Genomic DNA, 26,664 nt, shown 5'->3' on the forward strand with positions numbered 1-26,664 from the left:
AAGTTCGCTCTCGCGAGGACCTCGTGATGCGCGTCACGCGAGGGACCGGTATACTGCGGCGCGTGATTCCGAGCGTCTTCCTCGCCTCGATCGTCCTCGCGTCCCCGACGCCTCCATCGAGCGGACAAGGCGCGAGCCTCGTCGCCGCTGCCGCCGCGTCGGGGCGTCCACGGGAGTGCGCTTCGACCGTCCGGCGTGGATTGTCCCGACGTCCCACGGTGTGGGAGCTCGCGCGTGCCCCGGAGCTCGGTCGGTATTGTGATCTCGTCGCGCGCGCCAAGGCGCTGCTCGTCTCGGACCCGGCCGCTGCGAAGAGTGCTGCCGAGAGCGCCGAGAAGGTGCTGCCCGGCCACGCCGCCCCGCGTGTGCTCCTCGCCCGCGCGGCCCTCGCGCTCGGCAAGATCGACGACGCCGCGCGCGAGTTCGAAGCCGCGCGCACCAAGGATCCGCGCAGCGTCGAGGACCCGCCCACGATGCACGACCTCGCCGAGGTCCTCCGCCGCACGGGCAAACTCGACGACGCGCTCGCCGTCTACCGCGCGCTCGTGCCGCGCATCGACCTGCTCGGCTCGTCCGATCGTCGCGTCGCCGTGCTCCTCGAAGCCGCGCACGTCTCCATGGCCGTCGCGGCCGCCCGTGCGTCGAGCGGCGCGGCTGCGCCTGCGGAAGCGCCTTCGACCGAGCCGAAGCGCGCGTCGCTCGACGAGGCCGCGGCGTACCTGCGCGAGGCGCGGCAGCGTCCGCCGAGCGCGCTCTCGGGCGACGTGCTGCTCTCGCTCGTGCTCGTCCTCGATCGCAACGGGGATCGCGTGCAGGCCGACGCGGCGCTCGCCGACGCGCGCGCCTCCGGCGTGCGCTTGCGCGCGGGCGGGCCGAGTTACCTCGCGGCGGTCGAGGACAAGGCTTGCCTCGAAGCGCTCGCGGCCGAGGGCGCGGCAGCCGTGAAGTCATGGGAGACGTACCTCGCGGGCCCCGGCGGCAAGACCCCGTGGGCGGCCTCCGCGCGGGCGCGGCTCGAAGCTGCAAAGAAGGCGCCGCGCCCTGCGGGCGGGAAGGGGGGACCGTGAAGCGAAGGTGGTTCCGCACCGCGTTTGTCGCGACCGCGCTCGCCGTCGCCCTCGTCATGCCCGCCCCGCGCGAGGCGCTCGCTGGGCCTTCCGTGTGGACGCAGGTGCGTGATCCCGCGGCCGCGTCGCGCGCCACGTTGCTCGAAGAGGCCGATCAGTTCCTCCTCAAGCACGACCTCGCGCAGAGCGAGTCCATGTTCGACGCGACCGGCGTCGACCTCCTGCGCATGCGGGACGTCTACCTGCTCGAAGCGCTCAAGCGGCTCGAACAAGCGGGCGGCGCGGAGAGCCCCGATGCGCGCGTGCGCTTGCGCCTCGGCCACGTGCTGCGCCGGCTCGGGCAGGATCGCAAGCCGCCGAACCCGGGCCGCATCGAGGAGGCGATCCGCGTGCTCCTCACCGTCGCGCACGGCAGCGCGCCGCCTGCGATCACGACCTCTGCGTGGAACGAGCTCGCGATCGCCTACGCCATCCTCGGCAAGCGGGATCAAGAGGTCCACGCGTACGGCGAGGCGCTCGCGCACGAGCCGCTCGGCCATCACCGCGCCGTCCTCTTCGCCAACCGCGCCGAGTCGTACATGGGCATGGGCCGGCTCGACGACGCCATCCAGGGCTACCGCCAAGCGCTCCGCTCGCTCTTGCCGATCGAGATGTTCCAGTACGGCGTCACGGCCCTCTGGGGCCTCGCCGTCGCCACCGATCGCGACGGCGACCTCGACGGCGCGCTCGCCTCGATCGCGCTCGCGCGCGCCTACGATCGTGACGATCGGAAGATCCACGAGCCGAGCTGGTTCTTCTCGCCGCCGCACGACGAGGCCTGGTACGACGCGCTCGGCGCCTGGAGCACGGCGCGCGCCACCGACCTCGGCGCCGTGCGCGCCGAGGCGTACTCGCGTGCCATCGAGGGCTGGGAGGCGTACCTCGAACGTGCGCCGGACGACGACCGCTGGGCGCCGCTCGGCCGCGTGCGCCTCGAAGCTTGCAAGAAGGAGCGGGATCGGGTCCTTTCGGCGGCGCGACGACGCTGAGATCGTACGGACCCCCCTTTACGGTGACCCAAGGACGCTCCACGCTCCACTGTCACCACGGCGGAGGGCGTTCGTTGAAGCGGGATTCGCTCTTCGAGGAGTCGGTAGTCTGGTCGGGGCGCCCCAAGGCCGTCACGTGCCCGGTGCTCTACCAGATCGTGGCGGGGATCGCGGGCGTCGTCTCGGCGATCACCACCGCGTCCGCCATCGTCGTCGCCACGGCGCTCGGAGCGAGCCCCGGCGCGCTCCTCGCGTTCGCCGCGTGGATGGCCGTGCTCGCGGTCGCGTTCGCGCTTGGCCCCAAGTGGTGGCGCAGCGAGCTCGAGTTCGTCGTCACCGAGCGCCACGTCATCCTCCAGCGCGGCCACCTCCGGCGCATGATGGATCGCTCGGCGATCAGCTTCGCCCGCATCCACTGGGACCCCAAGCGCCCGGGCATCGGCGACCTCGAGCTCGTGCGCGCCGTGCCCACGGGCGCCTTGCGCCGCCGCCTCGCGATCGTCTTCACCGGCCTCGTCGCGCCCGACCGCGTCTGGGCCATCGTCCGCGGCGTCACGCCCTCCACGCCGGCGGGCGACGGCCAGCGCCTCCTCGCGCAGCGCCTCGACGACGGCGAGCGTGTCCTCTGGTCGGGCCATCCGCCCGACGGCCTTCGCAAGTGGCTCCCGTCGAGTGGACGCGCGGCGCTCGGCCTCGCCCTCGGCATCGGCCTCTTCGTGGCCGCGATCGTCTCGTCGACCCACGCCGTGCACGCGACCCGCACCGTCGTGCGTGGTGGCCTCTCGCCCGAATCGCTCTCCTTCTTCGCGCTCGTTACCTCGCTCGCGTTGACGATCCTCCTGCTCGTCTCGGCGGGCGCGCTCGTCGTGTACGCCTCGATCGTCCGGCCTGCGCGGCTCGAAACGCGGACGCGTTACTGGGTGACGAACCGGCGGGTCCTCATCCAGCGCGGCGACGAAGAGCTGCACCTCGAGCGCACGCGCATCGTCGACGTCATCGACAGCCCTGCGGCAGGCGGGCTCAACGATCTGTTCCTGGTGCTCGATGGACCGCGTGCGCGCGCCTTTGCGTCGAGCGGCGCGTTCGGCGAGCGTGACGCCGAAGGCCTCCAGCCGGTGCTTCGTCGCATCACGGACCCGGAGGCCGTGCGTCGGATCATCCTGCGGGCCCCGAGCGAGCCCGCGATCCCGTCGGTGGCGTGACGAGGGCTCAGTCCTTCACGACGAGGAACTCGACGCGCCGGTTCTTGTCGTGGCACGCGTCGGTGTCTTCCGAGCAGAGCGGCTTGGTGACGCCGTAGCCCTTCGAGTCGATCTTCACGTTCGGCAGGCCGTGGCTGTTGAGGTACTGCGCGACGGCCTTGGCGCGTCGCTCCGACAGATCCTGGTTGTGCTCGGCCGAGCCACGCACGTCGGTGTGCCCCTCGATGCGCAGGTGCACGAGCTCCGGGTGTGCTTTGAGCAGGGCCACGAGGTCGCCGAGGACCTTCTGCGACTGCGCCTCGTTGATGTGATCGCTGTCCGTGTCGAACAGGATCTGGTGATCGATCTCCAGGTGATCTCCCTTGAGGTGCGCCTCGCCCACGTCGTTGCCGGCAGCGGCTGCCGCGGTGTCCGAGGGCGGCGGGGTCGCGTCGCCGCCGGTCTTCAGCTCGACCTGGGCGCTGCCTCCGCCTCCGCAACCGACGAGAAAGAGAAACGAAGCAACCATCGCGGACGTCATCGTTCGGCTCACGGCATCATCCTCCCTGCGCGTGGATCCTTTGAGGTCCCAAGATGTCGGCACGGGAGCACGAGCCGGGGGAGGGTGTCAATCGCCGCGTCTTCTGGCGGATACCTTGGGCAGGGACGAAGCGACCCCGAGGAGCGACCGCGCGCAGTGCACGGCGTCGTCGGTCGCGGGCGCATGGGCACGTAGCTCCAGCGCGCCTTCGCTCATCAGGACGAGCCAAATTCCTTTGGGGAACGAATCGATCCATCCGGCGAGGGCCTCGCTATCGAACGCCGCGCCCGTTTCGTTCTCGATCACGAGCTCGACGCCGCCTGGCGTGACCATCGTTGGCGCCTCGCCGGGGAGGCCGTCGCGCCATTCGAAGACGGTCCGCACGGGCGTCCGCACGTTCACGCCTGCGGGCAACCCTTTGGGGCCTTTGCCTTCGAGCGTCATCCAGTCGATGAGCTTTTCTTTTTCGAACAACCCCGCGACGAGCGCGGGCGAGCCCATGCACAGGGTGACGTCGTCGGGCGCGGCGGGTGAATACAGCCGGAACGTGGTGGGAACCTCGGCGTCCTGCTCGGCGACGAACCCGAGGGCGTCCGCGACGGCGTTCGCGCGTTCGGTGCTTCGTTCCCGCGCGCGGCGCTCCGCGCGCGGGCGCGGGATCATCCCGCTCGCCGTGACGAGCAGCAGCCCGAGGATCAGGGCGGCGAGGACGCCGAGGAGCAGGGGGAGGACGATAGGGATGGATTACGCCGGAATCGCGGTGGCGTCATCTCGAAGCGACGGGGCGCGTGCGGCCGGCGCGTCTTCCAGGACCTCGTCGTCCGTCACCTCGATGTCTTTTCCGTTCGGCGCGGTGCGCAGGAATCCGAGCTGCCGGAGCAGGCTGCGCTGGGTGATGGCTCTTCGCGCGATGGCGCTCCATTCGAGGTACCAGGCCCAGAGCGCCCCCTCGGCCTTCTCGAAGCTCTCGTCCTCGGCGGCGATCTTCGCGAGATCGGGGATCGGCCCGTCGACGTTGCGGAACCTTTCGAGCAGCGCCTTGGCCTCGTCGACCACCACTTCCGTGAGCCCGCGCTGGGCGAGGAGACTTCGCGCGTCTTTCCCCGCCGGGCCGAATCCGCCGTCCCATTCGGGGTGGTCGATGATGTCGAGTCGTTCGACGAACGTGCCGACCGAGACGATGACGGCCATGCCGTCGGTCTGGGAGAGATTCCGGAAGACCTGCGCGTGGATCTCCGGCGCGTGCCGCTTCAAGGTCGCATCTGCGATCACGAACCATTGATTCTCCCAGGCGTCGAGGGCGCGCAGGGCATCGGGGTCCGTGTTTTGTGGCGCCTCGACGACATCGAGCTTCGTGCGCGTCACGTTTTTGAGCAGCGTCCATCCCTCGTCGAGGTCGGCGTTCGTGAAGCCGTGCCGGGCGAGGGCGGCGGCGATCCGCGGGTTGCGGAGCGCGATGAGGAGCTTGAGGACGCGTTCGGCCTTCTGACCAATGGTGAGCTTTGCCATGACGGAACCTCCCTAGGGGGGTGTGGATCCAGGCAGTTCCCGACGGGAACGTATGTGACGGACGCGAAGCCGTCGAAAAGCTGCTCGCGCCAGCGAGCCCCCGGCTCCGGGAGGTCATCCCCCGCGGGGGATCGTTGGTCGGAGGCGGGGGATCGTTGTTGGGAGCAGGGGGATGTGAAGTGGGATACGGGGGATCGTTGGTCGGAGGCGGGGGATCGTTGTTGGGAGCAGGGGGATCGTTGTTGGGAGCAGGGGGGTGTGAGGTCGGATACGGGGGGTCGGTGTTCGGAGCGGGGGGTGTTGCTTTCCGGGGATCCCGGTGTGAGCCTCGATGCCATCGCGTGAAGAAGTGCGCGGCGTCGTGGGAGCGACGGCGATCGGCGTCGGAGGGCGTCTCGGATGTGCCGCCCTCGCGAACGGCACCGTGCAATGCTGGGGCGCGGGCAAACCGGGGCTCGGCGCGGGGCTCGAGGCCGAACCCGTTCCTTTTCTCGACGGCGTCGCGTCGGTGGCCGTCGGCGCGGGGCACGGCTGCGCCCGGCTCACGAGCGGCGAGGTGCGCTGCTGGGGCCACAATGCATCGGGGGCAGCTCGGCAACGGGTCGACGACTTCGCAGGACGAACCGGCGCCCGTTCGGAATCTCCCACCCGCGGTGCGCATTGCGGCGGACCACACTCGTACGTGCGCGGCGACGCGGGGCGGGCGAGGTCCGGCGCATTGCTTTGAAATGCGATACCAGAGCTTCGACGAATACCTCCGCGACAAGCCCGGGGATATCTCGTTCTATGAGAGGGCAAGCAAACGCGATTTCGGCTTGCACGAGAACACGCAAATCGCGATCGGCGAGCAGCACGCGTACGCGCTCCGCCGGGATGGAAGCGTGGTCTGCAAGGGTCACAATCCATTCGGCCCGCTCGGCGATGGCACAGCGCGCGGTCCGTCGATGCCCCATTGAAGCCACAGGGCTCCGCGGAACCATGCGCCGCGTCCCCGCGTCGCCGACCTCCTCCGGGGGACTCGCACTGCCGTAACGGCACGACACGCAGGCAGCGTCCTCCGCCGCACCGCGCCATCCCTTTTTCCCCGTACGTCCGCGCGATCCAGCGTCCCGGCCGAACCTCGTTCCGTGGTATTCATCACTCCGAATCACCCCGGGGGTTCTCATGTACGACTGGAACGAAAGCGTCCCGTTCGTCGATGCATCGGGCCGCGCGATTTCCCTCTCCGGTGGGCCCGTGCAGCGCGACTTCGCGCGCAGGGTGCGGCCCATCAAGGTCGTCGACGAGACCCTCCGGGATGGATTGCAGAGCGCGGCCGGCCACCAGCCCGACGTCGCGCAGAAGATCGACCTGCTCTACGCCATGGCCGCGATCGGCGTCGACGTCGTCAGCGTCGGCCTCCCTGCCGCCGGCCTCGCCAATGCCGAGGATTGTTTCCTCCTCTGCCGCGAGATCGTCCGTTCCAAGCTCGGCCTCGTCCCCACCGCCGCCGCGCGCACCGTCGTCGCCGATGTCCACGGCATCGCCCGCGCCGCCGAGCGCGCCGGGATCCCCATCGAGGTCTACGCCTTCATCGGCAGCTCCCCCATTCGCCTCGCCGTTGAAGGGTGGGACACGGACTTCCTCCTCGGCGCCATCACCGCGGCCGCGCGGGAGGCCAAGGCCGCGGGCTTGCCGTTCTGCCTCGTCACCGAGGACACGACCCGCTCGAACCCCGACGTCCTCCGCAGCCTCTACAGCGCCGCCATCGACGCCGGCGCGAGCCGCATTTGCCTCTGCGACACCACCGGCCACGTCACGCCCTACGGCATCGAGGCGCTCGTCGGGTTTGCGCGACGCACCCTCGACGAGCTCGGCGCGCGGCACGTCGAGCTCGACTGGCACGGACACAACGACCGCGGCATCGGCCTGCCGAACGCGTTATGGGCCGCCGCCTCGGGCGTCGATCGCGTGCACGGCACGGGCCTCGGCGTCGGCGAGCGCGTCGGCAACACGAGCCTCGAATTGCTCGTCGAGAACCTCGGCCTCCTCGGCGCGCGTCCCCGTGTCCCCGAGGCGCGCCTCGTCGAGTACTGCGAGCTCGCTTCCCGCGCGCTCCGGTATCCCATCCCCGCGGGGCACCCGATCGCCGGCGCGAACATGCGCGGCGCGCGTTTCGAGGTACGCCCCTACCATGCAACGCCCGAGGAGGCGCCTGCATCCGAGCCCCTGGAGTCCATGGAAAAACTCGTCCCGATGTGCATGAAGATCGGCGGCAGCGCCGTCGCGCTCGCGGTCCCGCCGCGCAGGACGCTCCTCGAAGCGCTGCGGTACGACCTCGACCTCGTCGGCACGAAGCAGGGCTGTGACAAGGGGGATTGTGGCGCGTGTACGGTCGTCGTGGACGGCGTCGCGACCCTCTCTTGCCTCACGCTCGCGCTCGACGCGGACGGCAAGGAGGTCCGCACGGTCGAGACGCTCGAAGGCGCGCCGCACATCGACGCGCTCCTCGACGGTTTCGACAGGCTCGGCGGCGGGCAGTGCGGGTTCTGTACGCCCGGCATGCTCATGACCGCGACGGCGCTGCTCGACCGGAACGCGCGGCCCACGCGCGACGAGATCAAGTGCGCGATCGCGGGCAACCTTTGCCGCTGTACGGGTTACGGGAAGATCGTCGACGCGATCGAACTCGCGGCGAAGATCCGTCGCGGCGAGGCGGAGGCGGGCGTGGGTCTGCCGGGGATCGAGAACACGCCCCCGCCCTTGCCTTCGAACAAGAGCTCGCGTGAGGGGAGGCAGGGCTAGCCATGACGGACACGCGAAAGCCGAGTGCGCTTCGAGGTCTCGTCGGCAGCCGCACGCGCACGCTGCTCGCGCCGCGCGTGACCGGGCAGGTCCGCTACACCGACGACATCCACCTGCCGCGCATGCTCTGGGGTCGGATCGTCCGCTCGCCACATCCGCACGCGCGCATCGTGCGCATCGACGCGACACGCGCGCTCGCCAAGCCCGGCGTCCTCGCGGTCATCACGGGCAAGGACATGCCCGAGCGCTTCGGCATCATCCCCTGGACGCCGGACGAGTACCCGCTCGCCCTCGACCACGCGCGCTTCATCGGGGACGCTGTCGCCGCCGTCGCCGCGACCGACGAGCGCATCGCGCACGAGGCGGCGGAGCTCGTGGACGTCGAGTACGAGGTGCTGCCGGCCGCGACCGATCTGCAGACCGCGATCGACAAACCCGAGGTCGGGCTCGGCAAGGGCGGCAAGGACAACGTCTCGAAGGAGGTCGACCTCGCGTTCGGGGACGTCGACGCCGCGCTCGCCGAGAGCGACGTCGTCATCACGGGCGACTACTACTACGAGGGCAGCGCGCACGTTCCGATCGAGACCCACTGCGCCATCGGGAACCTCGACAAGAACGGGCTGCTCACGGTCTGGTCGACGACGCAGGTCCCGCACTACCTGCACCGCGAGCTCTCGCGCGTCCTGCGCGTCCCGCCCACGCGCATCCGCGTGATCCAGCCGCCCGTCGGCGGCGCCTTCGGCGGCAAGAGCGAGCCCTTCTCGCTCGAGTTCTGCGCCGCCAAGCTCGCGATGGTCACGGGCCGCCCCGTGAAGTTCCTCTACACGCGCGAGGAGGAGTTTTACGCGCATCGCGGCCGGCACCCGATGCAGATCCACATGAAGGTCGGCGCGAAGCGCGACGGCAAGCTCACCGGCGTCGACGCGCGCACCTTCATCGACGGCGGCGCGTACTCCTCGTTTGGCCTCGTCACGACCTACTACTCGGGCCAGCTCCTCACGCTGCCCGCGTTCGCCGACACCTACCGCTTCCGCTCGACGCGCCTCTTCACGAACAAGCCTCCCTGCGGCCCGAAGCGCGGCCATGGCAGCGTGCAGCCGCGCTTCGCCTTCGAGGTCTCGCTCGACAAGATCGCCCGCGCGCTCGCGATCGATCCGATCGAGCTGCGCCGGAAGAACCTCGTCCCGCCGAACACGACCACGCTGAACGGGCTGCGCGTCACCTCGAACGGCATTGAGCAGTGCCTCGACGCGGTCGCGCAGGCGAGCGGCTGGAAGGACCGCTGGGGCAAGCTGCCGAAGGGGCGCGGGCTCGGCGTGGCCACGAGCGCGTACATCAGCGGGACGAACTACGCGATCTACCCGAACGCGATGCCGCAGAGCGCGGTGCAGCTCAAGGTCGATCGCTCCGGCGTGGTGACGGTCTTTTCAGGTCAAAGCGAGATCGGCCAGAGCTGCGACCTCATGCTCGCCGTCCTCGTCGCCGACGAGCTCGGCCTGGATCTCGGGTCGGTGCGCGTCATCTCGGGCGACACGGACCTCACGCCCGTCGACCTCGGCGCCTACTCCTCGCGCGGCACGTTCATGAACGGCAACGCGTGCCTCATGGCCGCGCGCGAGATCAAGAGCAAGCTCGTCGCCGCCGTCGCCGAGAAGCTCGACGTCGATCCGCGGAACGTGCTCGTCACGCGCGGCGCGCTCGTCGTCGTGCACGACCCGGCCCGCGGCGTCTCCGTCACCGAGGCCATCCAGCTCGCCGAGGCGAAGTTCGGCACGCTCGGCGCCGTCGGCCACTACAACACGCCGAAGCTCGGCGGCGAGTACCGCGGCGGCACCATCGGCGCCTCGCCTGCGTACTCGTTCACGGCGCACGTCGCCGAGGTCTCGGTCGACGCGCGCTCGGGGTTCGTCCGCGTCGAGAAGATCTGGGTCGCGCACGACTGCGGCAAGGCCCTCTGTCCCACGATCGTCGAGGGGCAGATGGAAGGATCGGCGTACATGGGCGCGGCCGAGGCGCTGCTCGAAGAGCACGTCATCGGGCCCGACGGCCTGCACAAGGGGCCGAACCTGCTCGACTACCGCATCCCGACGAGCCTCGACGTGCCCGACCTGCACGCGCTCATCGTCGAGTCGGAAGATCAAGAGGGCCCGCTCGGCGCGAAGGAGTCGGGCGAGGGCCCGCTGCACCCGTCGATCCCGGCCATCGCGAACGCCATCTTCGACGCCGTCGGCGTACGCGTCGACAGGCTCCCCTTCTCCCCCGCGCGTGTCCTCGCGGCCCTTCGAAAGAAGCAGGCCGACGAGGACGCGCGTCACGCCGCTGCGGAGTGAGGTCCTCGTGTTACCGCTGCCCGTCTTCGATCATCACAGGCCACGCACCCTCGCGGCGGCGCTCGATCTGCTCGCGCGCCTCGGCGACAAGGCCGTCGTCCTCGCCGGCGGCACCGACGTCCTGCCCAACATGAAGCATGGGCTCGTCGAGCCCGATCACGTCGTCTCCATCGCCGGCATCGACGAGCTGCGCGGCATCTCGCTCGACCGCGAGGGCGACGACGACAAGCTCGTCCTCGGCGCCGGCGCGCGCCTCGCCGAGATCGAGAGCTCGATCCTCGTGCGCCGCGTCGCGCCTGCGCTCGCCGAGGCCGCGGGTCAGGTCGGCGGACCGCACCACCGCGCCATGGGCACGCTCGGCGGAAACATCTGCCTCGACACGCGCTGCCGCTACTACAACCAGACCTACTTCTGGCGCAAATCGCTGGGCTTCTGCCTCAAGAAGGACGGCACCGTCTGCCACGTCGTGCGCGGCGGATCGCGCTGCGTCGCCGCCGCCTCGAACGACACCGCCCCCGCGCTCATCGCGCTCGACGCCGACCTCCACCTCCTCGGCCCGCGCGGCGCGCGCATCGTAAAAGCCCACGATTTCTACGTGGCCGACGGCATCAAGAACACCGTGCTCGAACCCGGCGAGCTCGTCGTGCGTGTCTCGATCACGCGCCACCCCGGCCGCCGTTCGAGCTTCGAAAAACTTCGCCGCAGGAACGCGATCGACTTCCCGCTGCTCTCGATCGCCGTCCGGCTCGACGTCTCGGGTGTGGAGACCACGCGCGTCGAGGCCGCGGACGTCGTCGTCTCGGCGCTCGGCGCTCGGCCGCGTCGCGTCCGCGCCGCATCGAAGGTCCGTCCCGGGACGCCCTTCGACGTCGCCGCGCGCGAGCTCGCCGAAGGCGCCTACGCCGAGTGCAAGCCGCTCCCGAACGTCGACGACGACACCGAGTGGCGCCGCGAGATGGTCCCCGCCCTCGTCGAGCGCGCCGTCCTCCGTCTCGAAGGCTGAAGGCCGAGATCCCAGGCCCTTTGCGATCTCCCCCGCGCTCCGGGGCGTGATCCCCGCGCGTCCCCCGAATTCCTCCCTTGCGGCGCCGACGCGCGCGGACCAAGGTCCCTGTAGGTGCGCTTTCTCCCGTTCGTCCTCGTCGCCACCGGGCTGCACTTCTTCATCCCGGTCGTCGCTCGAGTCGCGCCGCGGCCGAATGGCCCGCTCCTCGCGATCTCGACCGGCTTGGCGCGGCGCATGGAGATCGACATCGAGGACGTCCCGATCGAGCCGGCGCGCCCGGACGAACCTCGTTTCGAGCGTCCGCAGGATCCCGCGGTCGCGATGAACGACACGCGTCCGCGCACGACGGACGCAGTCGACCCGCGTGTCGTGGAGCCGAACACCATCGAGCCGCAGCAGGTCGAGCCCGTGCCCACGGCGATGCCTTCGGCCGCCCCGCCCGACGAGTACGGCGCGCCGCCGCCCGCGGCGACCGGCGGGGGCCCTGGGATCCCGGGCCTCGGCGGGCCCGTGTGGGCGATGCCCGGCGTCATCCCCGAGACGGGCAAGCCGAAGCCCGCGCCCACCACGGTCGGGCCTCCGCCCGAGGTCGATCGCAAGATCGCGGGCCGCTTGATCACCGACGTGATGCGCGAGAAGGATCGACAGCTCGGCCTGGATCTACCGGGCGCGGGCACGATCGCGAGTGTCGTCTCCGATGTCGTGCGCGGCTCGGGCACGCCCGACGTTTCGCGCGCGACGCTCGAAGTGCGCATCGCGCCCGGCGGTCGTGTGGCGAGCGTGCGTGTCGTGCGTTCGTCGGCGGGCAACGCGGGCGACTGGAGCGCGGTCGCGGGCGCGGTGAGCGGGCGGCTCGCGAGCCGACAGTTCACGCTGCCGGAGTCGTATGCGGCGGGCGCGATCGTGATGGTCGAGGTCGTCTCGCAGCTCCAGATGCCGGACGGCAGCACGGGCGGCACGAACATCGGCAAGGGCGGGTCGAGCGACAGCCTCGGCGGCAGCGTGAGCTTCGACGTGGCGAACATCGGCGCGCGCCCCAAGCGCCACGTGCGCGCCTCCGCCAGCGCGCGGCCGGCGACCTGAATTCGAAAGCGCGCAAAATTCGCGGCCGCGGCGTCGATTGGTAGGCTCGCCCCCCGGATTGCGTGGTCATTGTGGCAAGAGCCACAAAATTCTTCGCAGAAGGGGGCTTTTCGGCGACCCGTGGGACGGGCAAGACTGCTCGCGGCGACGACCACGGGCGGTGACATCCCGCGCGGCTCGTGCGACTCTCCCCAATCTCCCGCTCATGGCGAAGGAACGAGTTTTCTCTCTCGATGCGGTCCGCACCGACGGCTGGTTCGAGCGCATCGGCGATGGGATCGGCAGCTTTCAGGCTCTCTGCGACATCGTCGGCGAGACGTTCTTCGCCTTCTCGATGATCACGGGAGCGCGCATCACCGCGCTCACGGTCGACCGCCGCAACCCCGACAACACCCTCGTGGATTTCGTCATCGCGCCTCCGGGCGACGAGGAAGAAGACAGCGAGGTTCAGCGGCTGACCCTGGCCGACTTCCGGCATCGGCTCGTCGGCGCGCTCCTCACCGAGGACGCGACGCCCGGCCCGCCGGAGCGCGACACGGACATCGAGGCGCTGCAGCTCCACATCGGCGTCCGTTATCTCCTGCTCGCGCCGCTCTTCGGCTACAGCCTTCGCAAGCTCTACGTCGACGGTCGCACGTCGAGGTTGCTCGTGCTGCGCGACGGCCTCGAGCAAACGTACGAGCTCAGCGAGTTCCGCGCGCGCATCCGAGCGCATGTGCGCGAGGAGCTCGAGCGTGCCTCGGCGGGCTCGCGCTCGGCGATCGATCTGACGCGCGTGGCGGAGGCTGAGGCAGCGAGCCAGCGCAACGATTGGTCGCGCGTGGTGCAGCTCCTCGGAGCGTGGCCGGCGCCTCTCGCGATCTTCCTTCGCACGCCCGAGGGGCAGATGCTCACGACCGACGCGCGCGCGCTCATCGCCAAGGGGCTCGGCCTCCTCGGCACAGCGTGCGTCAAGCTCGGCGAAGAGCATCAAGGCGAAGAGGTCATGCGCCTCGCGGTGCAATACGCGCAGGATGGGGCGGCGGCGGCGGATATCTTCCGCCGGCTCGGGGAGGCGCAGCTCGAGAATGGGCGTGCAGGGGAGGCCATCGGCGGGCTCCGGCGCGCGTCGAGCCTCGGCGCGCCGCCCAAGCTCATCTGGCCGCTCCTGGCGAAGGCGTACGTGAAGCGGCAGCGCTACGTGGCCGCGTTCGCGTGCGTGCGGGAGGCCCGCGCGGCGGGCGTGCCCGACGCCGAGCTCATCGAGGAGATCCGCGAGATCGAGACCCGGCTCGGCACGGCGCTGACGGCGTTCCGTGGGCTCGTGCTGAGCACCAGGGGTTGACCGGACTCTTGGAGCCCCCATACACCCTGGCCGCGCAATTGACACCCTAGAACGCCAAAGCTACATAGCCGCGGCGATTGTGCCGAGATCGCACGGATTTCGCGCCATCTCGGAGCCTGCCAGCGCCCGCTCGTGATCGCGAGCGATCGCGAGAGAGGTCCCCACCTTCTCGGTCGGCACCAGAACCGGGTACACCACGTACCCGGAGCACCCGGAGCACCCGGAGCAAACGATGTTGTCCACCTACGTCCCCCTGTTCCTGCTCTTCATCGTGGCGGCGGTCCTCGCGGGCGCCCTGTTCACGATCAGCACCGTGCTCGGACCGAAGAACCCGACGCCGGAGAAGATGATCCCGTACGAGTGCGGGAGCGAAACGACGGGCGGCCGCTTCGTGAAGCCGAGCGTCAAGTTCTACCTCACGGCGATCCTCTTCGTGGTCTTCGACATCGAAGCGGTGCTCATCTACCCGTGGGCGGTGGAGTTCAAGAACCTCGGCTGGATCGGCCTCGCGACCATGGGGTCATTCATCCTCATGCTCGTGGTGGCGCTGCTCTACATCTGGAAGAAGGGAGCCCTCGAATGGGAGAAATGACCACTGGCGGCGCTGGCACGACGATCCAGGTCCTCGAGGGATCGGAGACCGGGTTCGCGACGACGCGCTTCGATGCGCTCTTGAACTGGGCGAGGAAGTACTCGCTGTTCCAGTACCCGTTCATCACGGCGTGCTGCGCGATGGAGTTCATGGCCATGGCGAGCCCGCGCTTCGACATGGCGCGCTTCGGCGCCGAGGCGCCGCGCTTCTCGCCGCGCCAGGCGGACCTGCTCTGGGTCGTGGGCACGATCAGCCAGCGCCAGGCGCCCGCGCTCAAGCGCATCTACGAGCAGATGGCGGACCCGAAGTACGTCTTCGCCTTCGGCACGTGCGCGTCGTGCGGCGGCTTCTACGACAACTACACGACGCTCGCGGGCATCGACAAAGTCATCCCCGTCGACGTGTACGTCCCTGGCTGCCCCCCGCGCCCGGAGGCCGTGATCGACGGCCTTCTGCTGCTGCAGGACAAGATCGCGCGTGGCGACCGTACGCCCGCGATTGTCAAGCCGCGCCGCGACCCCACCGTGCAAGCGGGCAACCTCGTCAGGCTCGGCAAGAAGAGCACCGCAACATGAGCAAGCGCGTCCTCGAAATCCTGAAGAGCAAGTTCGGCGACGACATCTACGAGACCCACTCGCAGTTCGGCGACGACACGGCCGTGGTGAACCCCGAGAAATGGCGCGAGATCGCGCGGTTTCTCCGGGACGATCCCCAGTGCGCGATGAACATGTTCGTCGACCTGACCGCCGTCGACTACCTCGGCCGGCAGACGCCGCGCTTCGAGGTTGTGCTGCATCTGCGCTCGATGGATCGAAACCATCGCATCCGGCTGAAGGCGCGCATCGGCGACGAGGACGCGAACGGCGTGGAGATCGACTCGGTCGTGTCCGTGTGGAAAGGCGCGAACTGGTTCGAGCGCGAGTGCTTCGACATGTTCGGCGTGAACTTCAAAGGTCACCCCGATCTGCGGCGGATCCTGATGTACCCCGAGTTCGTCGGGTACCCGCTTCGCAAGGACTATCCGGCGGACAAGATCCAGCCGCTCGTCGAGCTGCGCAACGTTCCCGACAAACTGCCCCCCTTCGGCATCGACGAGGGCATGCCGTTCGGGCGCCAGACCCACGACTACCCGCGGGGCGAGGAGACGAACTGAGTCATGGAACCCTTGGATCGTGATCTCGAGGAGGGCCTCCTCGAGCTGCCCAGCGAGCCGATGATGCTCAACATGGGCCCGTCCCATCCGGCGATGCACGGGACGGTGCGCATCGTGCTCGAGCTCTCGGGCGAGATGATCCAGAAGGCCGACGTGCAGATCGGCTACCTGCACCGCGGCTTCGAGAAGATGTGCGAGCGGGGCACCTGGACGCAGATCTTCCCGTACGTCGACCGCTGCAACTACGTCTCGCCGATGCTGAACAACGTGGGCTTCGCGCTCGCGGTGGAGAAGATGCTCGGCGTGACGGTGCCCGAGCGCTGCCAGTACTACCGCGTGGCGCTCGGCGAGCTCGCGCGCATCTGCGACCACATGATCTGCTCGGGCGCGATGTGCATGGAGCTCGGCGCGTTCACGCCGTTCCTCTACTTCGCCCGCGCCCGCGAGATCATCTGGGACATCTTCGAGGAAGAGACGGGCGCGCGCGTCACGCACAGCTTCGGCCGCGTGGGCGGTATGGCGAACCCGCCGACGAAGTACTTCAAGGAGATGGTCCGCGCGGGTCTTCCGCGCGTGCTGCAGCTCATCAGCGAGGGCGAGAAGCTCCTCTTGAAGAACCGCATCTTCCTCGACCGCCTCGAAGGCGTGGGCGTGATGTCGAAGGAGGACGCGCTCGCGCTCGGGTGGACGGGCATCGTGCTCCGCGCCTCGGGCGTGCCGTACGACGTGCGACGCGCGCATCCGTACCTGGTCTACGACCGGATGGAGTTCGACGTGCCGGTGGGCACGACGGGCGACAACTACGACCGGTTCATGTGCCGCCAGGAGGAGATCCGGCAGACGGTGCGGATCATCGAGCAGGCGCTCGATCAGATGCCGGACGAGGGCCCGATCAACATCGAGGATCCGCGGATCGTCCTGCCCCCGAAGCAGGACGTCTACACGACCATCGAGGCCACCATCCAGCACTTCAAGATCGTGATGGAGGGCATCAAGGTCCCGGCGGGCGAGTGTTACTCGTACACCGAGGCGGGCAACGGCGAGCTCGGCTTCTACCTGGTCTCCGACGGCAGCGGCACGCCCTACCGCGTGCGGATCCGGCCCCCCTGCTTCGCCACCACGCAGGGCCTCGAGCAGCTCATCACGGGCCTGATGATCCCGGACGTCGTCCCGACGTTCGGTTCCCTCAACATGATCGGCGGGGAGTGCGATCACTGAGATGGCTACGATCAAGATCGACGGGCGCGAGATCCCCTTCGAGCAAGGGGAAACCATCATCAAAGCGGCGCACCGCGCCGGCATCGACATCCCCCACTACTGCTGGCACCCGGGCCTCTCCGTCGCGGCGAATTGTCGCATGTGCCTCGTCGAGGTCGCGCCGCCTCCCGGCCGTCCCGCGATGCAGCTCGATATCCTGCGCTGGGACCCGCAGAAGAAGGACTACGTCCCCGCCCGCAAGCCGAAGCTCGTCCCCGCCTGCCAGCAGGCCTGCGCGCCCGGCATGGAGGTCCTCTCCGAGGGCAGCGACCACGTCGAGGAGGCGCGCGGCGCGGTGCAGGAGCTCCTGCTCCTGAACCACCCGGTCGACTGCCCGATCTGCGATCAGGCAGGCGAGTGCCGGCTCCAGGACTACTGGCTGGAGCATCAGGGCACGGGCAAGCGCATGCAGCAGGAGGTCGTGCACAAGCCGAAGGCCGTCGATTTCGGGCCGACCATCGTCTACGACGCCGAGCGCTGCATCATCTGCACGCGTTGCGTCCGCTTCACGGCCGAGGTCGCGAAGGATCCGGTCCTCAGCGTGCGCGAGCGCGGCAACCTCAACGAGATCGTCGTGTCGCCGGGCCGCGAGCTCGACCACGACTACACGCTCATGACGGAGCACGTCTGCCCCGTCGGTGCGCTCACCTCGAAGGACTTCCGCTTCAAGGCGCGCGTGTGGTTCCTCCGCAGCGCACGCACGGTCTGCCAGGGCTGCGCGACGGGCTGCAACGCGTACCTCGACTACGATCCGCGGACGAACGCCCCGCATCGGCATCGCCCGCGCGACAACGAAGAGGTCAACAAGTACTGGATGTGCGACGAGGGCATGCTCTCGTACCGGCGCGCGGTCGAGGGTCGCCTCGGCACGGCGCTCGTCGGCGGCGAGGACGCGAGCCTCGAAGAGGCGCTCGCGGCGGCGAAGGATCAGCTCGCGGGCATCAAGGACGATCCGGGTCGGGTCGCCATCGTGCTCAGCGCGCAGCACTCGAACGAGGACAACTTCGCGCTCCTCAAGCTCGCGCGCACGTTCATCGGCGCGAAGGACCTCTACGTGTCGGGTCGTCCGCTCGGCCGCGGCGACAAGATCCTCATGAGCGAGGACAAGAACCCGAACACGCTCGGCGTCATGCAGCTCGCGGGCGCGCCGGCGCCGAAGCCGATCGCGGCGCTCTTCGACGCGATCAAGGCGGGCAAGTACTCGTTCGTGATCGCGCTCGGCGCCGAGATCGAGGTCGACGCGAAGGACGCCGAGAACGCGCTGTCGAAGCTCAAGGGCGTGGTGACGATCGCCGCGCACGACGGGCCGCTCGCGCGCGCCGCGCACGTCGCGCTCCCCGCGACCGCGTGGGCCGAGGCGGACGGCACGTACGTCAACCGCCAGGGCTTCGCGCAGAAGAGCGAGCGCGCGCTCAAGCCGCGCGGCGACGCGCGTCCCGGCTGGGAGCTCGTGGCGAAGCTCGGCAAAGAGCTCGGCTACGCGATGACCGAAAAGACGCTCGCGGACATGCGTCGGGCCATGACGCCCGAGGCGCCTGCCGCGAGCCGTGACGCGGATCGGGCCGCGAAGCCCGAGGTGAGCGCATGAGCCTCGTCGAGATCGTCCTGGCAGTCGTCAAGATCCTCATCCTCGCCCTGTTCTTCTTGAACATGGCGGCGCTCAGCACGTGGGCCGACCGCCGGCAGGGCGCGATGGTGCAGGATCGCGTCGGCCCGAACCGCGCGGTCGTGTACCTGCCGAACATGGTGGCGCGGGTCATCGTGCTCCTACCGCCCGCGCTCTTCGGCGTGCTCGCGATCTTCTCCTCGCTCGGTCAGCTCGCCGGACGCGCGGCGGCCGAGCGGTTCACGATGAACGTGCAGCTCACGATCCTCGTGGCCTGGTTCAGCCTGCTCGTGCTCTGCGCAAAGGTGCGGAGCGGCGGCGCGATCAACCGCGCCGAGCAGATGTTCGAGGACACGGACCCGCGATCGATCTTCTTCGCGGGGCTCGGCGTGCACGCGATCGGCCTCGTGGCCGGGCGCCTCGTGCCGCCGGCGGCGCTCCCGCTCGCGGCGCAGGTCTCGGGCTTCGTGCTCGGTGGCGTCTTCCTCCTCGTCGGCCTCTACGCGACCTCGCGCGTGCCCGACGGCAGCATCCCGCTGCGCCTCGCGGGCACGCTCCACGCGCTCGCGGACTCGGTCAAGATGATCTGGAAGGAGGACTTCATCCCGAAGAACGCGGATCGCCTCCTTCACGGCCTCGCGCCGGTCCTCGCGGTCTTCTCGGCGCTCGCGGTCATGGCCGTCATTCCCTTCGGCAACGACCTCTGCTTCGCCGATGGCAACAAGAACGGCACGCTCGACTTCTCGGACCTCACGAACCTCCTCGCCACGGTCCCCGCGAGCGGCGCGTGCAACGGCTTCCGCGTGAAGCTGCAGATCATCGACCTCAACGTCGGCATCCTCTACGTCTTCGGCATCGCGGGCACGGGCATCATCGGCGCGGCGATCGCGGGCTGGGCGAGCGACAACAAGTTCGCGCTCCTCGGCGGCCTGCGCGCGTCGAGCCAGATGGTCTCGTACGAGGTCGCGATGGGCCTCTCGCTGGTCGGCCTCTTCCTCATCTACGGCAGCGTCCGGATGAGCGACATGGCCGTGTGGCAGGGCCAGAACGCGTGGGGCGTCTTCGTGCAGCCGCTCGGGTTCGTCCTGTTCCTGACGGCGCTCTGCGCGGAGACGAAGCGCGTGCCCTTCGATCAGCCCGAGGGCGAGAGCGAGATCGTCGCCGGCTACTTCCTCGAGTACTCGGGTTCAAGTGGGGCATGTTCATGACGGGCGAGTACATCGAGCTCGTCTTCTCGAGCGCGCTGCTCGTCGCGCTCTTCTTCGGCGGCTACTCGCTGCCCTTCCTGCATCCGGACGGCCTCAACATCGCGTTCGGCGACACGGTGCTCTTCCAGTACAAGATGACGCACCTCGCGGTGAGCCTCCTCTCGGCGATCGCGTTCTTCGGCAAGACCGTGTTCGTCACCTGGGTGCAGATCTTCTTCCGCTGGACGCTGCCGCGCTTCCGTTACGACCAGCTCATGAAGCTCGGCTGGACCAAGCTCCTGCCGCTCGCCATCGCGAACATGATGGTGACGGGCGTGGTCGTGCTGGCGCTCCGCAACGCGGGTCCGGCGGCGGATTCGTGGCTCAAGCTCCTCGCGGACATCACGCAGGGCGTCGTCGCCGTCGCCACGCTCGCCGGCTTCGTGGCGCTCGTGGTCGGGTTGCTCGAGCCGGTCGAGCGCAAGAAGTTCCTCGCCTCGTCTGCGGCACGTTTCGCGGCTGCGATGGGTGGGGTCAAGCCGGAGCCTCAGCAGGCCTGAGAGGATCGAACGATGGCGAAGCGCACTCCGTCGAACCCGTGGACCAAGCCGGCCGGCGCGCCCGTCCAGGGCAAGCCCATCCCGCGGCCGCGCCGCACGGCCGAGGTCCAGTCCTACCTGCCCGAGCTCTTCCGGGGCATGGCGATCACGATGCGTCACTTCTTCAAGAACACGAAGGAGATGATGCTCGGCCAGAAGCCCGACCCGGTGCTCGAGGCTCTCAACGAGGGCGTCACGACGATCTGCTACCCCGAGGAGAAGCGCCCCTACCCGGAGCGCTTCCGCGGGCTGCATCGCCTCACGCTCCGTGACGACGGCTCGCCGCGCTGCGTGGCGTGCCTGTGCTGCTCCACCGCTTGCCCCGCGCAGTGCATCCACATCGAGGCGGGCGAGTACACCGAGGGCGACCAGCGTCGCGGCTACGAGCGGTTCCCGAAGACGTTCGTCATCGACGAGCTGCGCTGCATCTTCTGCGGGTTCTGCGTCGAGGCTTGTCCCTGCGACGCGATCCGCATGGACACGGGCATTCACGCGACGCCGTACGACTCGCGTGAGCAGTTCATCTACAGGAAGGATCTGCTCATGGAGTTCACCGGCCGGGACGGTTCGCGCAAGTCGGCGAACCCGCGCCACGAGCCGGGCGATCCGACGCATCCCGGTCTGTCGCGCGAGCAGATGGATCACTGATCCCGATTCGCTGACGGACAGAAGCCCCCTCTTCCTCGCGTGGCCCGCGAGGAGAGGGGGTTTTTGCTTCCTGCGGGAAAACAGGGGCGTTCGCGCTTCGGCTTGCCATAATCCGCCCGATGAGCGCCTACGGTGAGTACGAGCCGGTGATCGGGCTCGAGGTGCACGCGCAGTTGCTCACGCGGACGAAGGCGTTCTGCGGCTGTGCCACGAGCTTCGGCGACCCGCCGAACACGCACACCTGCCCCGTCTGCCTCGGCCTGCCCGGCGCGCTGCCCGTGCTCAACGCGGAGGCGGTGGCGCTCGCCGTGCGCGCTTCGCTCGCCCTCGGCTGCTCGTTGCAGACGCGGAGCGTGTTTGCCCGGAAGAACTACTTTTATCCGGACCTGCCGAAGGGCTACCAGATCAGCCAGTACGACCTGCCGCTCGCGCTCACGGGCGTGCTCGACGTCGAGGTGGAGGGCACGCCGCGCCGCGTGGGGATCCATCGGGTCCACATGGAGGAGGACGCGGGGAAGAACCTGCACGGCATCGGCGACGAGTCCGTCGTTGACCTGAACCGCGCGGGCACGCCGCTCATCGAGATCGTGAGCGAGCCCGATCTGCGCGCGGGCGCCGAGGCAGCCGAGTACCTCCGGCGGCTCCGCGAGGTCCTGATGTTCACGGGCGTGAACGACGGCAACCTCGAACAGGGCAGCTTCCGGTGCGACGCGAACGTGTCGATCCGCAAGGTGGGCGAGACGCGGCTCGGCACGCGCGTCGAGCTGAAGAACATTAACTCGTTCAAGTTCGTGGCCGACGCGATCGACGTGGAGATCCGCCGGCAGATCAACCTCGTCGAGCGAGGCGAGCGGGTCCGGCAGCAGACGCGCGGCTACAGCGCGGAGAAGCGCGAGAGTTACCTCCTGCGCGACAAGGAGAGCGAGTCCGACTACCGCTACTTCCCCGAGCCGGACCTGCCTCCGCTCGTGCTTGCGGAGGCGTTCATCGAGTCGATTCGCAGCGCGCTGCCGGAGCTGCCCGTGGCGAAGCGTGCGCGATGGGCCCTCGAGCTCGGGCTCACGGCGTACGCGACGAGCGTGCTCGGCGGGCATCCCGCGATCGCGCGTTTCTTCGACGAGGCGCGCGCGCTTTATCCGGACGCGGTGAAGCTCGCGAACTTCGTGCAGAGCGAGGTCCTGCGCGACGTGACGACGACGGGCCTCTCGGCGAGCTTCCCGGTGACGCCCGCGCAGGTGGTCGAGATCCTGCGGCTCGTCGATGCCGGCACGATCAGCGGCAAGCAGGCGAAGGAGCTTTATACGGCGGTCGCGGGCACGGACCACGCGCCTGGGGATGTCGTGCGCGAACGAGGCATGGCCGTGCTTGGTGATGCATCGGCGATCGAGGCCATCGCGCGCGGCGTGATGGAGGCGAATCCGAAGCAAGTCGCCTCATACCGCGCCGGGAAGACGGCGCTCCTCGGGTTTTTCGTCGGACAGATCATGAAGCAGACGAAGGGCAGCGCGGATCCGGCGACGGTGAACGCGGTGCTCGTGCGTCTCCTCGGCGAAGGGAGCGGGGCATGAGCGGTCAGTCCCTCGTGGAGAAGGGGCGATTCGTCGGGCGCACGGCGGCGTTCGTGGGCCTCACGTTCAGCATGTACGGGATGCTCGAGCTCGATACGGCGGTCTCACCTGCGTCCGAGCGTGAAGCGGTGCTTCACGCCTGGATCCGTCGTTACGGTGAGGCCCTGCTCAAGTTGTATGGGGTCCAAATGATCGCCCGGGGGCCGCACGTGGCGCGCGGCGACATCTACCCGGGTCGCGGCGCCGGGGAGCGCGGGCGCGTGTTCGTGATGAACCACCGCTCCGGTTTGGACATCCCGATCTGCCTCGCGCACATCGAGGCCACGATCCTGAGCCGCGCCGATCTTTCGGGCTGGCCCGTCATCGGCGTGGCCGCGCGGCGCGTGGGGACGCTCTTCGTCGATCGCACGAACAAGCAGAGCGGCGCGGCCGCGATCAACGCCATGACCGCCTCGATCGAACGAGGCCGCGCGGTGCTCGTGTACCCCGAGGGCACGACGTACGAGGGCGACGAAGTGCGACCCTTCAAGCCCGGGGCCTTCCTGGCCGCGCAACGGACGAGCGCGGAGATCGTCCCCGTGGGCCTCGCCTACGAAGGCGCGGCGGCGTCGTTCGGCTCCGAGAGCTTCGCCGATCACATGGTCCGCGTGAGCGGCGCGCCGAGGACACGCGCGGCGATCGTCGTGGGGGAGCCGATCGTCGACGTCAGCGGCGACGTCGGCGAGCTTCGCGAGCGGGTGCGCGCCGAGGTCCAGTCGCTCGTCCACGCGGCGCGCCGTGCGCTCGACGTGGACGGAGAAGGCTCCTCCTGACAAGAGAGCAAGGGACCCGCACAGTGGCGAGCGTGCACACCGATCGCTAGGCTGAATGATCGGGGCACGATGGCGGGGGATGCATCGAAGACGGAGCGCGTCCGGGATCTCGCGCAGACCGGGGTGACGCAGATCAACGACGCTCGGACGCGGCGCCGCGCCGCGTTCGTGGAGCGAGTGGCCGACGAGCTTCTGCGCGCGTCGACGCTCGAAGAGGTGCTCACGCGGGTCGTGTGGCTCGCGGTGCCGAACCTCGCGGATTACTGCACGCTCGACCTCCTGGAGCGTGGTGAGCTGCGCCGTGTCGCCGTGGCGCACGTGGACATCCGCGACGAGCAGCGGCTCTGGGACGTGTGCAGCCCGGATGGCGACGCCGAGGCCCACGAGCGCGCCGCGCGCGCGGCCCTCGAAGCCGGCGAGCCGCAGACGCGGCGTGGATCGATGCGCGTGACGAGGATCGCTCCTCAGGGCGCGGCGACGCCTGCGCGGTCGCAAGCGACGCGTGCTCTTCGCGAGGTCGTCTACCCGTTGCGCGTCGCGAACCGCACGCACGGCGTCCTTTCGATCGGCGTGGGGCCGTTCCGCGAGGTGATGCCGCGCGAGGAGCGTGGGCTGATCGAGGCGCTCGTTCGCCTCGGCGCCTCGGCCATCGACACGGCGCTCGCGCGCTCTTCGCGCGAGCGGGCCTTCGAGGCGGCCGAGCGAGGTCTTTCGCAGATGAAGCGCCTCTCCGAGGTCACGGCGGCGCTCTCGCGTGCGGTCTCGCCGAACGAGGTCGCGCGGCGCGTGGTGGAGGACGGCGCACGTGTGCTCGGGGCTCGCGCGTGCGTGATCGCGCGCCTGTCGCCTTGTGGCGCCGAGCTCGAGATCGTCCATGCCGCGGGGTTTCCCGAGGTGATCCCCGCGCACAGCCCGCGCATCTCCATGGCCACGGAGGCGCCCGTCGCCGAGGCTGTGCGCATCAAGCAGCCGATCTGGCTCCGCTCGCGCGCCGATCTCGCGGCACGTTATCCCGGTCTCCCGCTCGGTGATCTCGTGCAGGGCAGCCACGCGTGGGCTGCGGTGCCGCTCTTCGTCGACGGCCGGGTCGTCGGCAGCCTCGCGCTCTCGTTCCAGGAGCCGCGCTCCTTCGACGACGACGAGCGCTGGCTTGTCCTCTCGCTCGCCCAGCATTGCGCCGACGCGCTCGATCGCGCCTCGCTCTCCGCCGGCGCCGCCGAGGAGGCGGTCCACCTCTCGCACGAGATCTTGAAGCAGATGCCCGAGGCGATCCTCGTGACCGACCTCGGCGGCACGATCCTGCGATGGATGGGCAAGGCCACGCAGATCTTCGGCTTCACCGAGACCGAGGCCATCGGCCGCCCGGTCACGATCCTCGCGCACCCCGACACGGTCGAGCGCCTCGGTCCGCACATCCTGCGCGGCGTCCGCGATCAGGGCGCGTTCCTCGGCGAGCTCGTTTGTGTTCGAAAGGATGGCACGACGGTCCCGATCGAGACCACGGCCAAGCCCGTCTTCGACAAGGAGGGCCGCGCGCGGTTCCTCGTTGGCGTTTGTCGCGACATCAGCGAGCGCAAGCGCGCCGAGGAGGAGAGGACGCGCCTCATCCGCGAGCAGATCGCGCGCGCAGAGGCCGAGGACGCGGCCCGGCGCTCGTCGTTCCTCGCCGAGGCGAGCGCGCTGCTCTCCGCTTCGCTCGACTACGAGGCCACGCTCGAAAAGATCGTGCGGCTCGTGGTGCCCATGATGGCGACGTACGCGATGCTCGACGTCGCCTCCGAGGACGGCACCACGGTCACCGTCGCCGTGGCCCACGAGGATCCGGCCCTGGAGCGCGACGTCCAGGATCTCCGCGGCAGCGACGCGCCCGATGGCTGGAGCGAAGGCCCCGTCACGCGCGCGCTCGGTACCCGCACCTCGGAGCTGTATACGGACCTCAGCCTCTCGTCCCTCGAACGCATCGTGGGTTCGTCCGAGCAGGCTGCGCGGTTCGCGAAGCTTCGGGCGCGCTCGGCCATCATCGTCCCGTTGACCGTGGGCGACACGGCTTCTGCCACACTCTCGCTCTTCCGCGTCGGCGAGCGGTACTCGACGAAGGATCTTCCGTTCGCCGAGGAGCTCGCGCATCGCGCCGCGATGGCCCTGGAGAACGCGCGCCTTTACCAGAACGCGCAGGAGGCCACGCGCATGCGGGACGAGTTCCTCGGCACCGTCTCGCACGAGCTGCGCACGCCGCTCAACGCGGTCCTCGGCTGGACGCGCATGCTCCGCACCGCGTCCTTGAACGGCACCTCCCAGGAGCGCGCCCTCGCAACGATCGAGCGCAACGCGATGCTGCAAGCTCGCCTCGTCGAGGACCTGCTCGACGCCTCGCGCATCGTCATGGGCAAGCTGCGCCTGGAGCTACGTACGCTCGACCTTGTCGGCCCGATCAACGCGGCGATCGAGGCCGTTCGTCCCGCGGCGACGGCGAAGTCGGTGCGCCTCGAAAGCAGCCTGGAGCGCGGCGCTTGCCTCGTGGAAGGGGATCCCAGCCGCGTGCAGCAGATCGTCTGGAACCTCCTGACGAACGCGATCAAGTTCACCCCGCACGGTGGCCGTGTCGAGCTCACGCTCGGTCGAGCGGGCCAGCATGCGCGCATCACGGTCCGCGACACGGGCGAAGGGATCCGGCCGGAGTTCCTCCCGTACGTCTTTGATCGTTTCCGTCAGGGCGACAGCACCACGACGCGCAAGCACGGCGGGCTCGGGCTCGGGCTCGCGATCGTCCGGCACCTCGTCGAGCTGCACGGCGGCGGGGTGCGCGCCGACAGCGCGGGCGAGGGCAAGGGCGCGGTCTTCTCGGTCCTCCTCCCGCTCAGCCCGAACCCGGATTTGCTCGCGAGCCTCGACCGCTTGACGCCGCAGCCGGCCGGCCTCGAAGAGCTCCCGTCGCTCGAAGGGCTGCGCCTCTTGCTCGTCGACGACGAGCAGGACAGCCGCGAGATGCTGGCCGCGATGCTGCAGCAGTGCGGCGCCGTCGTGCGGTGTGTGTCCTCCGCGGCCGCGGCGTTGTCGGCGCTCGACGAGTTCCGCCCCGACGTCCTCGTCTCTGACATCGGCATGCCCGGCGAGGACGGTTATGCGCTCATTCGGCAGATCCGCGCGCTCAAGCCTGCGCGCTGGGGCGCGCTCCCCGCGGTCGCGCTGACGGCGTACGCGAGCGCCGAGGACCGCGTGCGTGTGCTCGCGGCGGGCTTCCAGATGCACGTCCCGAAGCCTGTGGACGCGGCCGAGCTTGCTGCGACGGTGGCGAGTTTGTCTCCGCGCGCCACGTCTCGCGAGTCTGCGCCGCCGTCGATGACGACGTGAGCGGCGGGCCTCCGCGCGGGCGGGCGTAGATGGGCCCG

Annotated in this window: 22 protein-coding genes and 1 pseudogene; 20 read left to right on the plus strand and 3 right to left on the minus strand. The window is 69.5% G+C overall.

Annotated features, from left to right (window positions below):
* The first annotated feature begins 62 nt into the window (after nt 1–62).
* The 3 genes from POL67_RS00460 to POL67_RS00470 all read left to right on the plus strand — a co-directional run bounded on the left by POL67_RS00460 (nt 63) and on the right by POL67_RS00470 (nt 3,297).
* Nucleotides 63–1,067: a tetratricopeptide repeat protein gene (locus POL67_RS00460; protein WP_271914254.1), complete on the plus strand. Its 1,005-nt coding sequence runs from the start codon at nt 63–65 to the stop codon at nt 1,065–1,067.
* Nucleotides 1,064–2,095: a tetratricopeptide repeat protein gene (locus POL67_RS00465; RefSeq protein ID WP_271914256.1), complete on the plus strand. Its 1,032-nt coding sequence runs from the start codon at nt 1,064–1,066 to the stop codon at nt 2,093–2,095. The genes POL67_RS00460 and POL67_RS00465 overlap by 4 nt, the downstream gene beginning before the upstream one ends.
* A 74-nt stretch (nt 2,096–2,169) precedes the next feature.
* Entirely contained in the window at nt 2,170–3,297 is a 1,128-nt protein-coding gene (locus POL67_RS00470) for a hypothetical protein (protein ID WP_271914259.1), read from the plus strand.
* A gap of 7 nt (nt 3,298–3,304) precedes the next feature.
* Here the strand turns inward: POL67_RS00470 and POL67_RS00475 are convergent, their stop codons facing one another.
* The 3 genes from POL67_RS00475 to POL67_RS00485 all read right to left on the minus strand — a co-directional run bounded on the left by POL67_RS00475 (nt 3,305) and on the right by POL67_RS00485 (nt 5,326).
* Nucleotides 3,305–3,829, minus strand: a complete 525-nt coding sequence (locus POL67_RS00475; RefSeq protein ID WP_271914261.1) for an OmpA family protein — start codon at nt 3,827–3,829, stop codon at nt 3,305–3,307.
* Between the two features lie 75 nt (nt 3,830–3,904).
* Nucleotides 3,905–4,480: a hypothetical protein gene (locus POL67_RS00480; RefSeq protein ID WP_271914263.1), complete on the minus strand. Its 576-nt coding sequence runs from the start codon at nt 4,478–4,480 to the stop codon at nt 3,905–3,907.
* An 81-nt stretch (nt 4,481–4,561) separates the two neighbouring features.
* The gene (locus tag POL67_RS00485; protein WP_271914265.1) at nt 4,562–5,326 is read right to left on the minus strand and encodes a hypothetical protein; all 765 of its coding nucleotides are present in this window, start codon (nt 5,324–5,326) and stop codon (nt 4,562–4,564) included.
* A 331-nt stretch (nt 5,327–5,657) separates the two neighbouring features.
* Here POL67_RS00485 and POL67_RS00490 point away from each other — a divergent pair, with 331 nt between their 5' ends.
* From POL67_RS00490 to POL67_RS00570, 17 genes and pseudogenes are all read left to right on the plus strand, one after another.
* Nucleotides 5,658–6,053, plus strand: a complete 396-nt coding sequence (locus POL67_RS00490; protein ID WP_271914269.1) for an RCC1 domain-containing protein — start codon at nt 5,658–5,660, stop codon at nt 6,051–6,053.
* 1 nt (nt 6,054) lies between these two features.
* Nucleotides 6,055–6,282 (plus strand): RCC1 domain-containing protein, encoded by a 228-nt coding sequence (locus POL67_RS00495; RefSeq protein ID WP_271914272.1) that lies wholly within the window; start codon nt 6,055–6,057, stop codon nt 6,280–6,282.
* Between the two features lie 208 nt (nt 6,283–6,490).
* A complete protein-coding gene (locus tag POL67_RS54495; protein WP_271914274.1) occupies nt 6,491–8,110 on the plus strand; it encodes a hydroxymethylglutaryl-CoA lyase-like TIM-barrel protein in 1,620 nt (539 codons plus the stop codon).
* 2 nt (nt 8,111–8,112) lie between these two features.
* A complete protein-coding gene (locus POL67_RS00505) occupies nt 8,113–10,440 on the plus strand; it encodes a xanthine dehydrogenase family protein molybdopterin-binding subunit (RefSeq protein WP_271914277.1) in 2,328 nt (775 codons plus the stop codon).
* A 7-nt stretch (nt 10,441–10,447) separates the two neighbouring features.
* Nucleotides 10,448–11,443, plus strand: coding sequence for an FAD binding domain-containing protein (locus POL67_RS00510; RefSeq protein WP_271914280.1), 996 nt, complete (start codon nt 10,448–10,450; stop codon nt 11,441–11,443).
* 114 nt (nt 11,444–11,557) lie between these two features.
* Complete coding sequence (locus tag POL67_RS00515; RefSeq protein ID WP_271914282.1) at nt 11,558–12,529, plus strand: hypothetical protein; 972 nt, start codon at nt 11,558–11,560, stop codon at nt 12,527–12,529.
* A gap of 205 nt (nt 12,530–12,734) precedes the next feature.
* The gene (locus POL67_RS00520) at nt 12,735–13,853 is read left to right on the plus strand and encodes a hypothetical protein (protein ID WP_271914285.1); all 1,119 of its coding nucleotides are present in this window, start codon (nt 12,735–12,737) and stop codon (nt 13,851–13,853) included.
* A gap of 232 nt (nt 13,854–14,085) precedes the next feature.
* Nucleotides 14,086–14,445 (plus strand): NADH-quinone oxidoreductase subunit A, encoded by a 360-nt coding sequence (locus POL67_RS00525; protein ID WP_271914286.1) that lies wholly within the window; start codon nt 14,086–14,088, stop codon nt 14,443–14,445.
* Entirely contained in the window at nt 14,433–15,020 is a 588-nt protein-coding gene (locus POL67_RS00530) for an NADH-quinone oxidoreductase subunit B (RefSeq protein WP_271914288.1), read from the plus strand. The genes POL67_RS00525 and POL67_RS00530 overlap by 13 nt, the downstream gene beginning before the upstream one ends.
* On the plus strand, nt 15,017–15,598 hold the full coding sequence (locus POL67_RS00535) for an NADH-quinone oxidoreductase subunit C (RefSeq protein WP_271914291.1): 582 nt from the start codon (nt 15,017–15,019) through the stop codon (nt 15,596–15,598). Before POL67_RS00530 ends, POL67_RS00535 begins: the two co-directional genes overlap by 4 nt.
* Nucleotides 15,599–15,601: 3 nt before the next feature.
* A complete protein-coding gene (locus POL67_RS00540; RefSeq protein WP_271914292.1) occupies nt 15,602–16,816 on the plus strand; it encodes an NADH-quinone oxidoreductase subunit D in 1,215 nt (404 codons plus the stop codon).
* Between the two features lies 1 nt (nt 16,817).
* Nucleotides 16,818–18,443, plus strand: a complete 1,626-nt coding sequence (locus tag POL67_RS00545) for an NADH-quinone oxidoreductase subunit G (protein ID WP_271914294.1) — start codon at nt 16,818–16,820, stop codon at nt 18,441–18,443.
* A 599-nt stretch (nt 18,444–19,042) separates the two neighbouring features.
* Nucleotides 19,043–20,208: pseudogene (locus tag POL67_RS00550) on the plus strand (complex I subunit 1/NuoH family protein).
* A gap of 12 nt (nt 20,209–20,220) precedes the next feature.
* Nucleotides 20,221–20,895 (plus strand): NuoI/complex I 23 kDa subunit family protein, encoded by a 675-nt coding sequence (locus POL67_RS00555; protein WP_271914295.1) that lies wholly within the window; start codon nt 20,221–20,223, stop codon nt 20,893–20,895.
* Nucleotides 20,896–21,014: 119 nt separating this feature from the next.
* Complete coding sequence (gene gatB, locus POL67_RS00560) at nt 21,015–22,463, plus strand: Asp-tRNA(Asn)/Glu-tRNA(Gln) amidotransferase subunit GatB (RefSeq protein WP_271914297.1); 1,449 nt, start codon at nt 21,015–21,017, stop codon at nt 22,461–22,463.
* The gene (locus POL67_RS00565) at nt 22,460–23,275 is read left to right on the plus strand and encodes a lysophospholipid acyltransferase family protein (protein WP_271914300.1); all 816 of its coding nucleotides are present in this window, start codon (nt 22,460–22,462) and stop codon (nt 23,273–23,275) included. Before gatB ends, POL67_RS00565 begins: the two co-directional genes overlap by 4 nt.
* A gap of 69 nt (nt 23,276–23,344) precedes the next feature.
* Entirely contained in the window at nt 23,345–26,626 is a 3,282-nt protein-coding gene (locus POL67_RS00570) for a hybrid sensor histidine kinase/response regulator (protein ID WP_271914302.1), read from the plus strand.
* Nucleotides 26,627–26,664 lie beyond the last annotated feature (38 nt).

Origin of the sequence: Polyangium mundeleinium (assembly GCF_028369105.1) — a bacterium.
In the GTDB taxonomy this organism is placed as follows: domain Bacteria; phylum Myxococcota_A; class Polyangia; order Polyangiales; family Polyangiaceae; genus Polyangium; species Polyangium mundeleinium.

Excerpts from the sequence above, each read along its gene's own strand:
- POL67_RS00490 (WP_271914269.1), top strand. The coding sequence starts at position 5,658 with ATGCCATCGCGTGAAGAAGTGCGCGGCGTCGTGGGAGCGACGGCGATC.
- POL67_RS00530 (WP_271914288.1), top strand. The coding sequence starts at position 14,433 with ATGGGAGAAATGACCACTGGCGGCGCTGGCACGACGATCCAGGTCCTC.
- POL67_RS00480 (WP_271914263.1), bottom strand. The coding sequence starts at position 4,480 with ATGATCCCGCGCCCGCGCGCGGAGCGCCGCGCGCGGGAACGAAGCACC.
- POL67_RS00555 (WP_271914295.1), top strand. The coding sequence starts at position 20,221 with ATGGCGAAGCGCACTCCGTCGAACCCGTGGACCAAGCCGGCCGGCGCG.
- POL67_RS00540 (WP_271914292.1), top strand. The coding sequence starts at position 15,602 with ATGGAACCCTTGGATCGTGATCTCGAGGAGGGCCTCCTCGAGCTGCCC.
- gatB (WP_271914297.1), top strand. The coding sequence starts at position 21,015 with ATGAGCGCCTACGGTGAGTACGAGCCGGTGATCGGGCTCGAGGTGCAC.
- POL67_RS00520 (WP_271914285.1), top strand. The coding sequence starts at position 12,735 with ATGGCGAAGGAACGAGTTTTCTCTCTCGATGCGGTCCGCACCGACGGC.
- POL67_RS00570 (WP_271914302.1), top strand. The coding sequence starts at position 23,345 with ATGGCGGGGGATGCATCGAAGACGGAGCGCGTCCGGGATCTCGCGCAG.
- POL67_RS00545 (WP_271914294.1), top strand. The coding sequence starts at position 16,818 with ATGGCTACGATCAAGATCGACGGGCGCGAGATCCCCTTCGAGCAAGGG.
- POL67_RS54495 (WP_271914274.1), top strand. The coding sequence starts at position 6,491 with ATGTACGACTGGAACGAAAGCGTCCCGTTCGTCGATGCATCGGGCCGC.
- POL67_RS00525 (WP_271914286.1), top strand. The coding sequence starts at position 14,086 with ATGTTGTCCACCTACGTCCCCCTGTTCCTGCTCTTCATCGTGGCGGCG.
- POL67_RS00485 (WP_271914265.1), bottom strand. The coding sequence starts at position 5,326 with ATGGCAAAGCTCACCATTGGTCAGAAGGCCGAACGCGTCCTCAAGCTC.
- POL67_RS00535 (WP_271914291.1), top strand. The coding sequence starts at position 15,017 with ATGAGCAAGCGCGTCCTCGAAATCCTGAAGAGCAAGTTCGGCGACGAC.
- POL67_RS00505 (WP_271914277.1), top strand. The coding sequence starts at position 8,113 with ATGACGGACACGCGAAAGCCGAGTGCGCTTCGAGGTCTCGTCGGCAGC.
- POL67_RS00565 (WP_271914300.1), top strand. The coding sequence starts at position 22,460 with ATGAGCGGTCAGTCCCTCGTGGAGAAGGGGCGATTCGTCGGGCGCACG.
- POL67_RS00495 (WP_271914272.1), top strand. The coding sequence starts at position 6,055 with ATGCGATACCAGAGCTTCGACGAATACCTCCGCGACAAGCCCGGGGAT.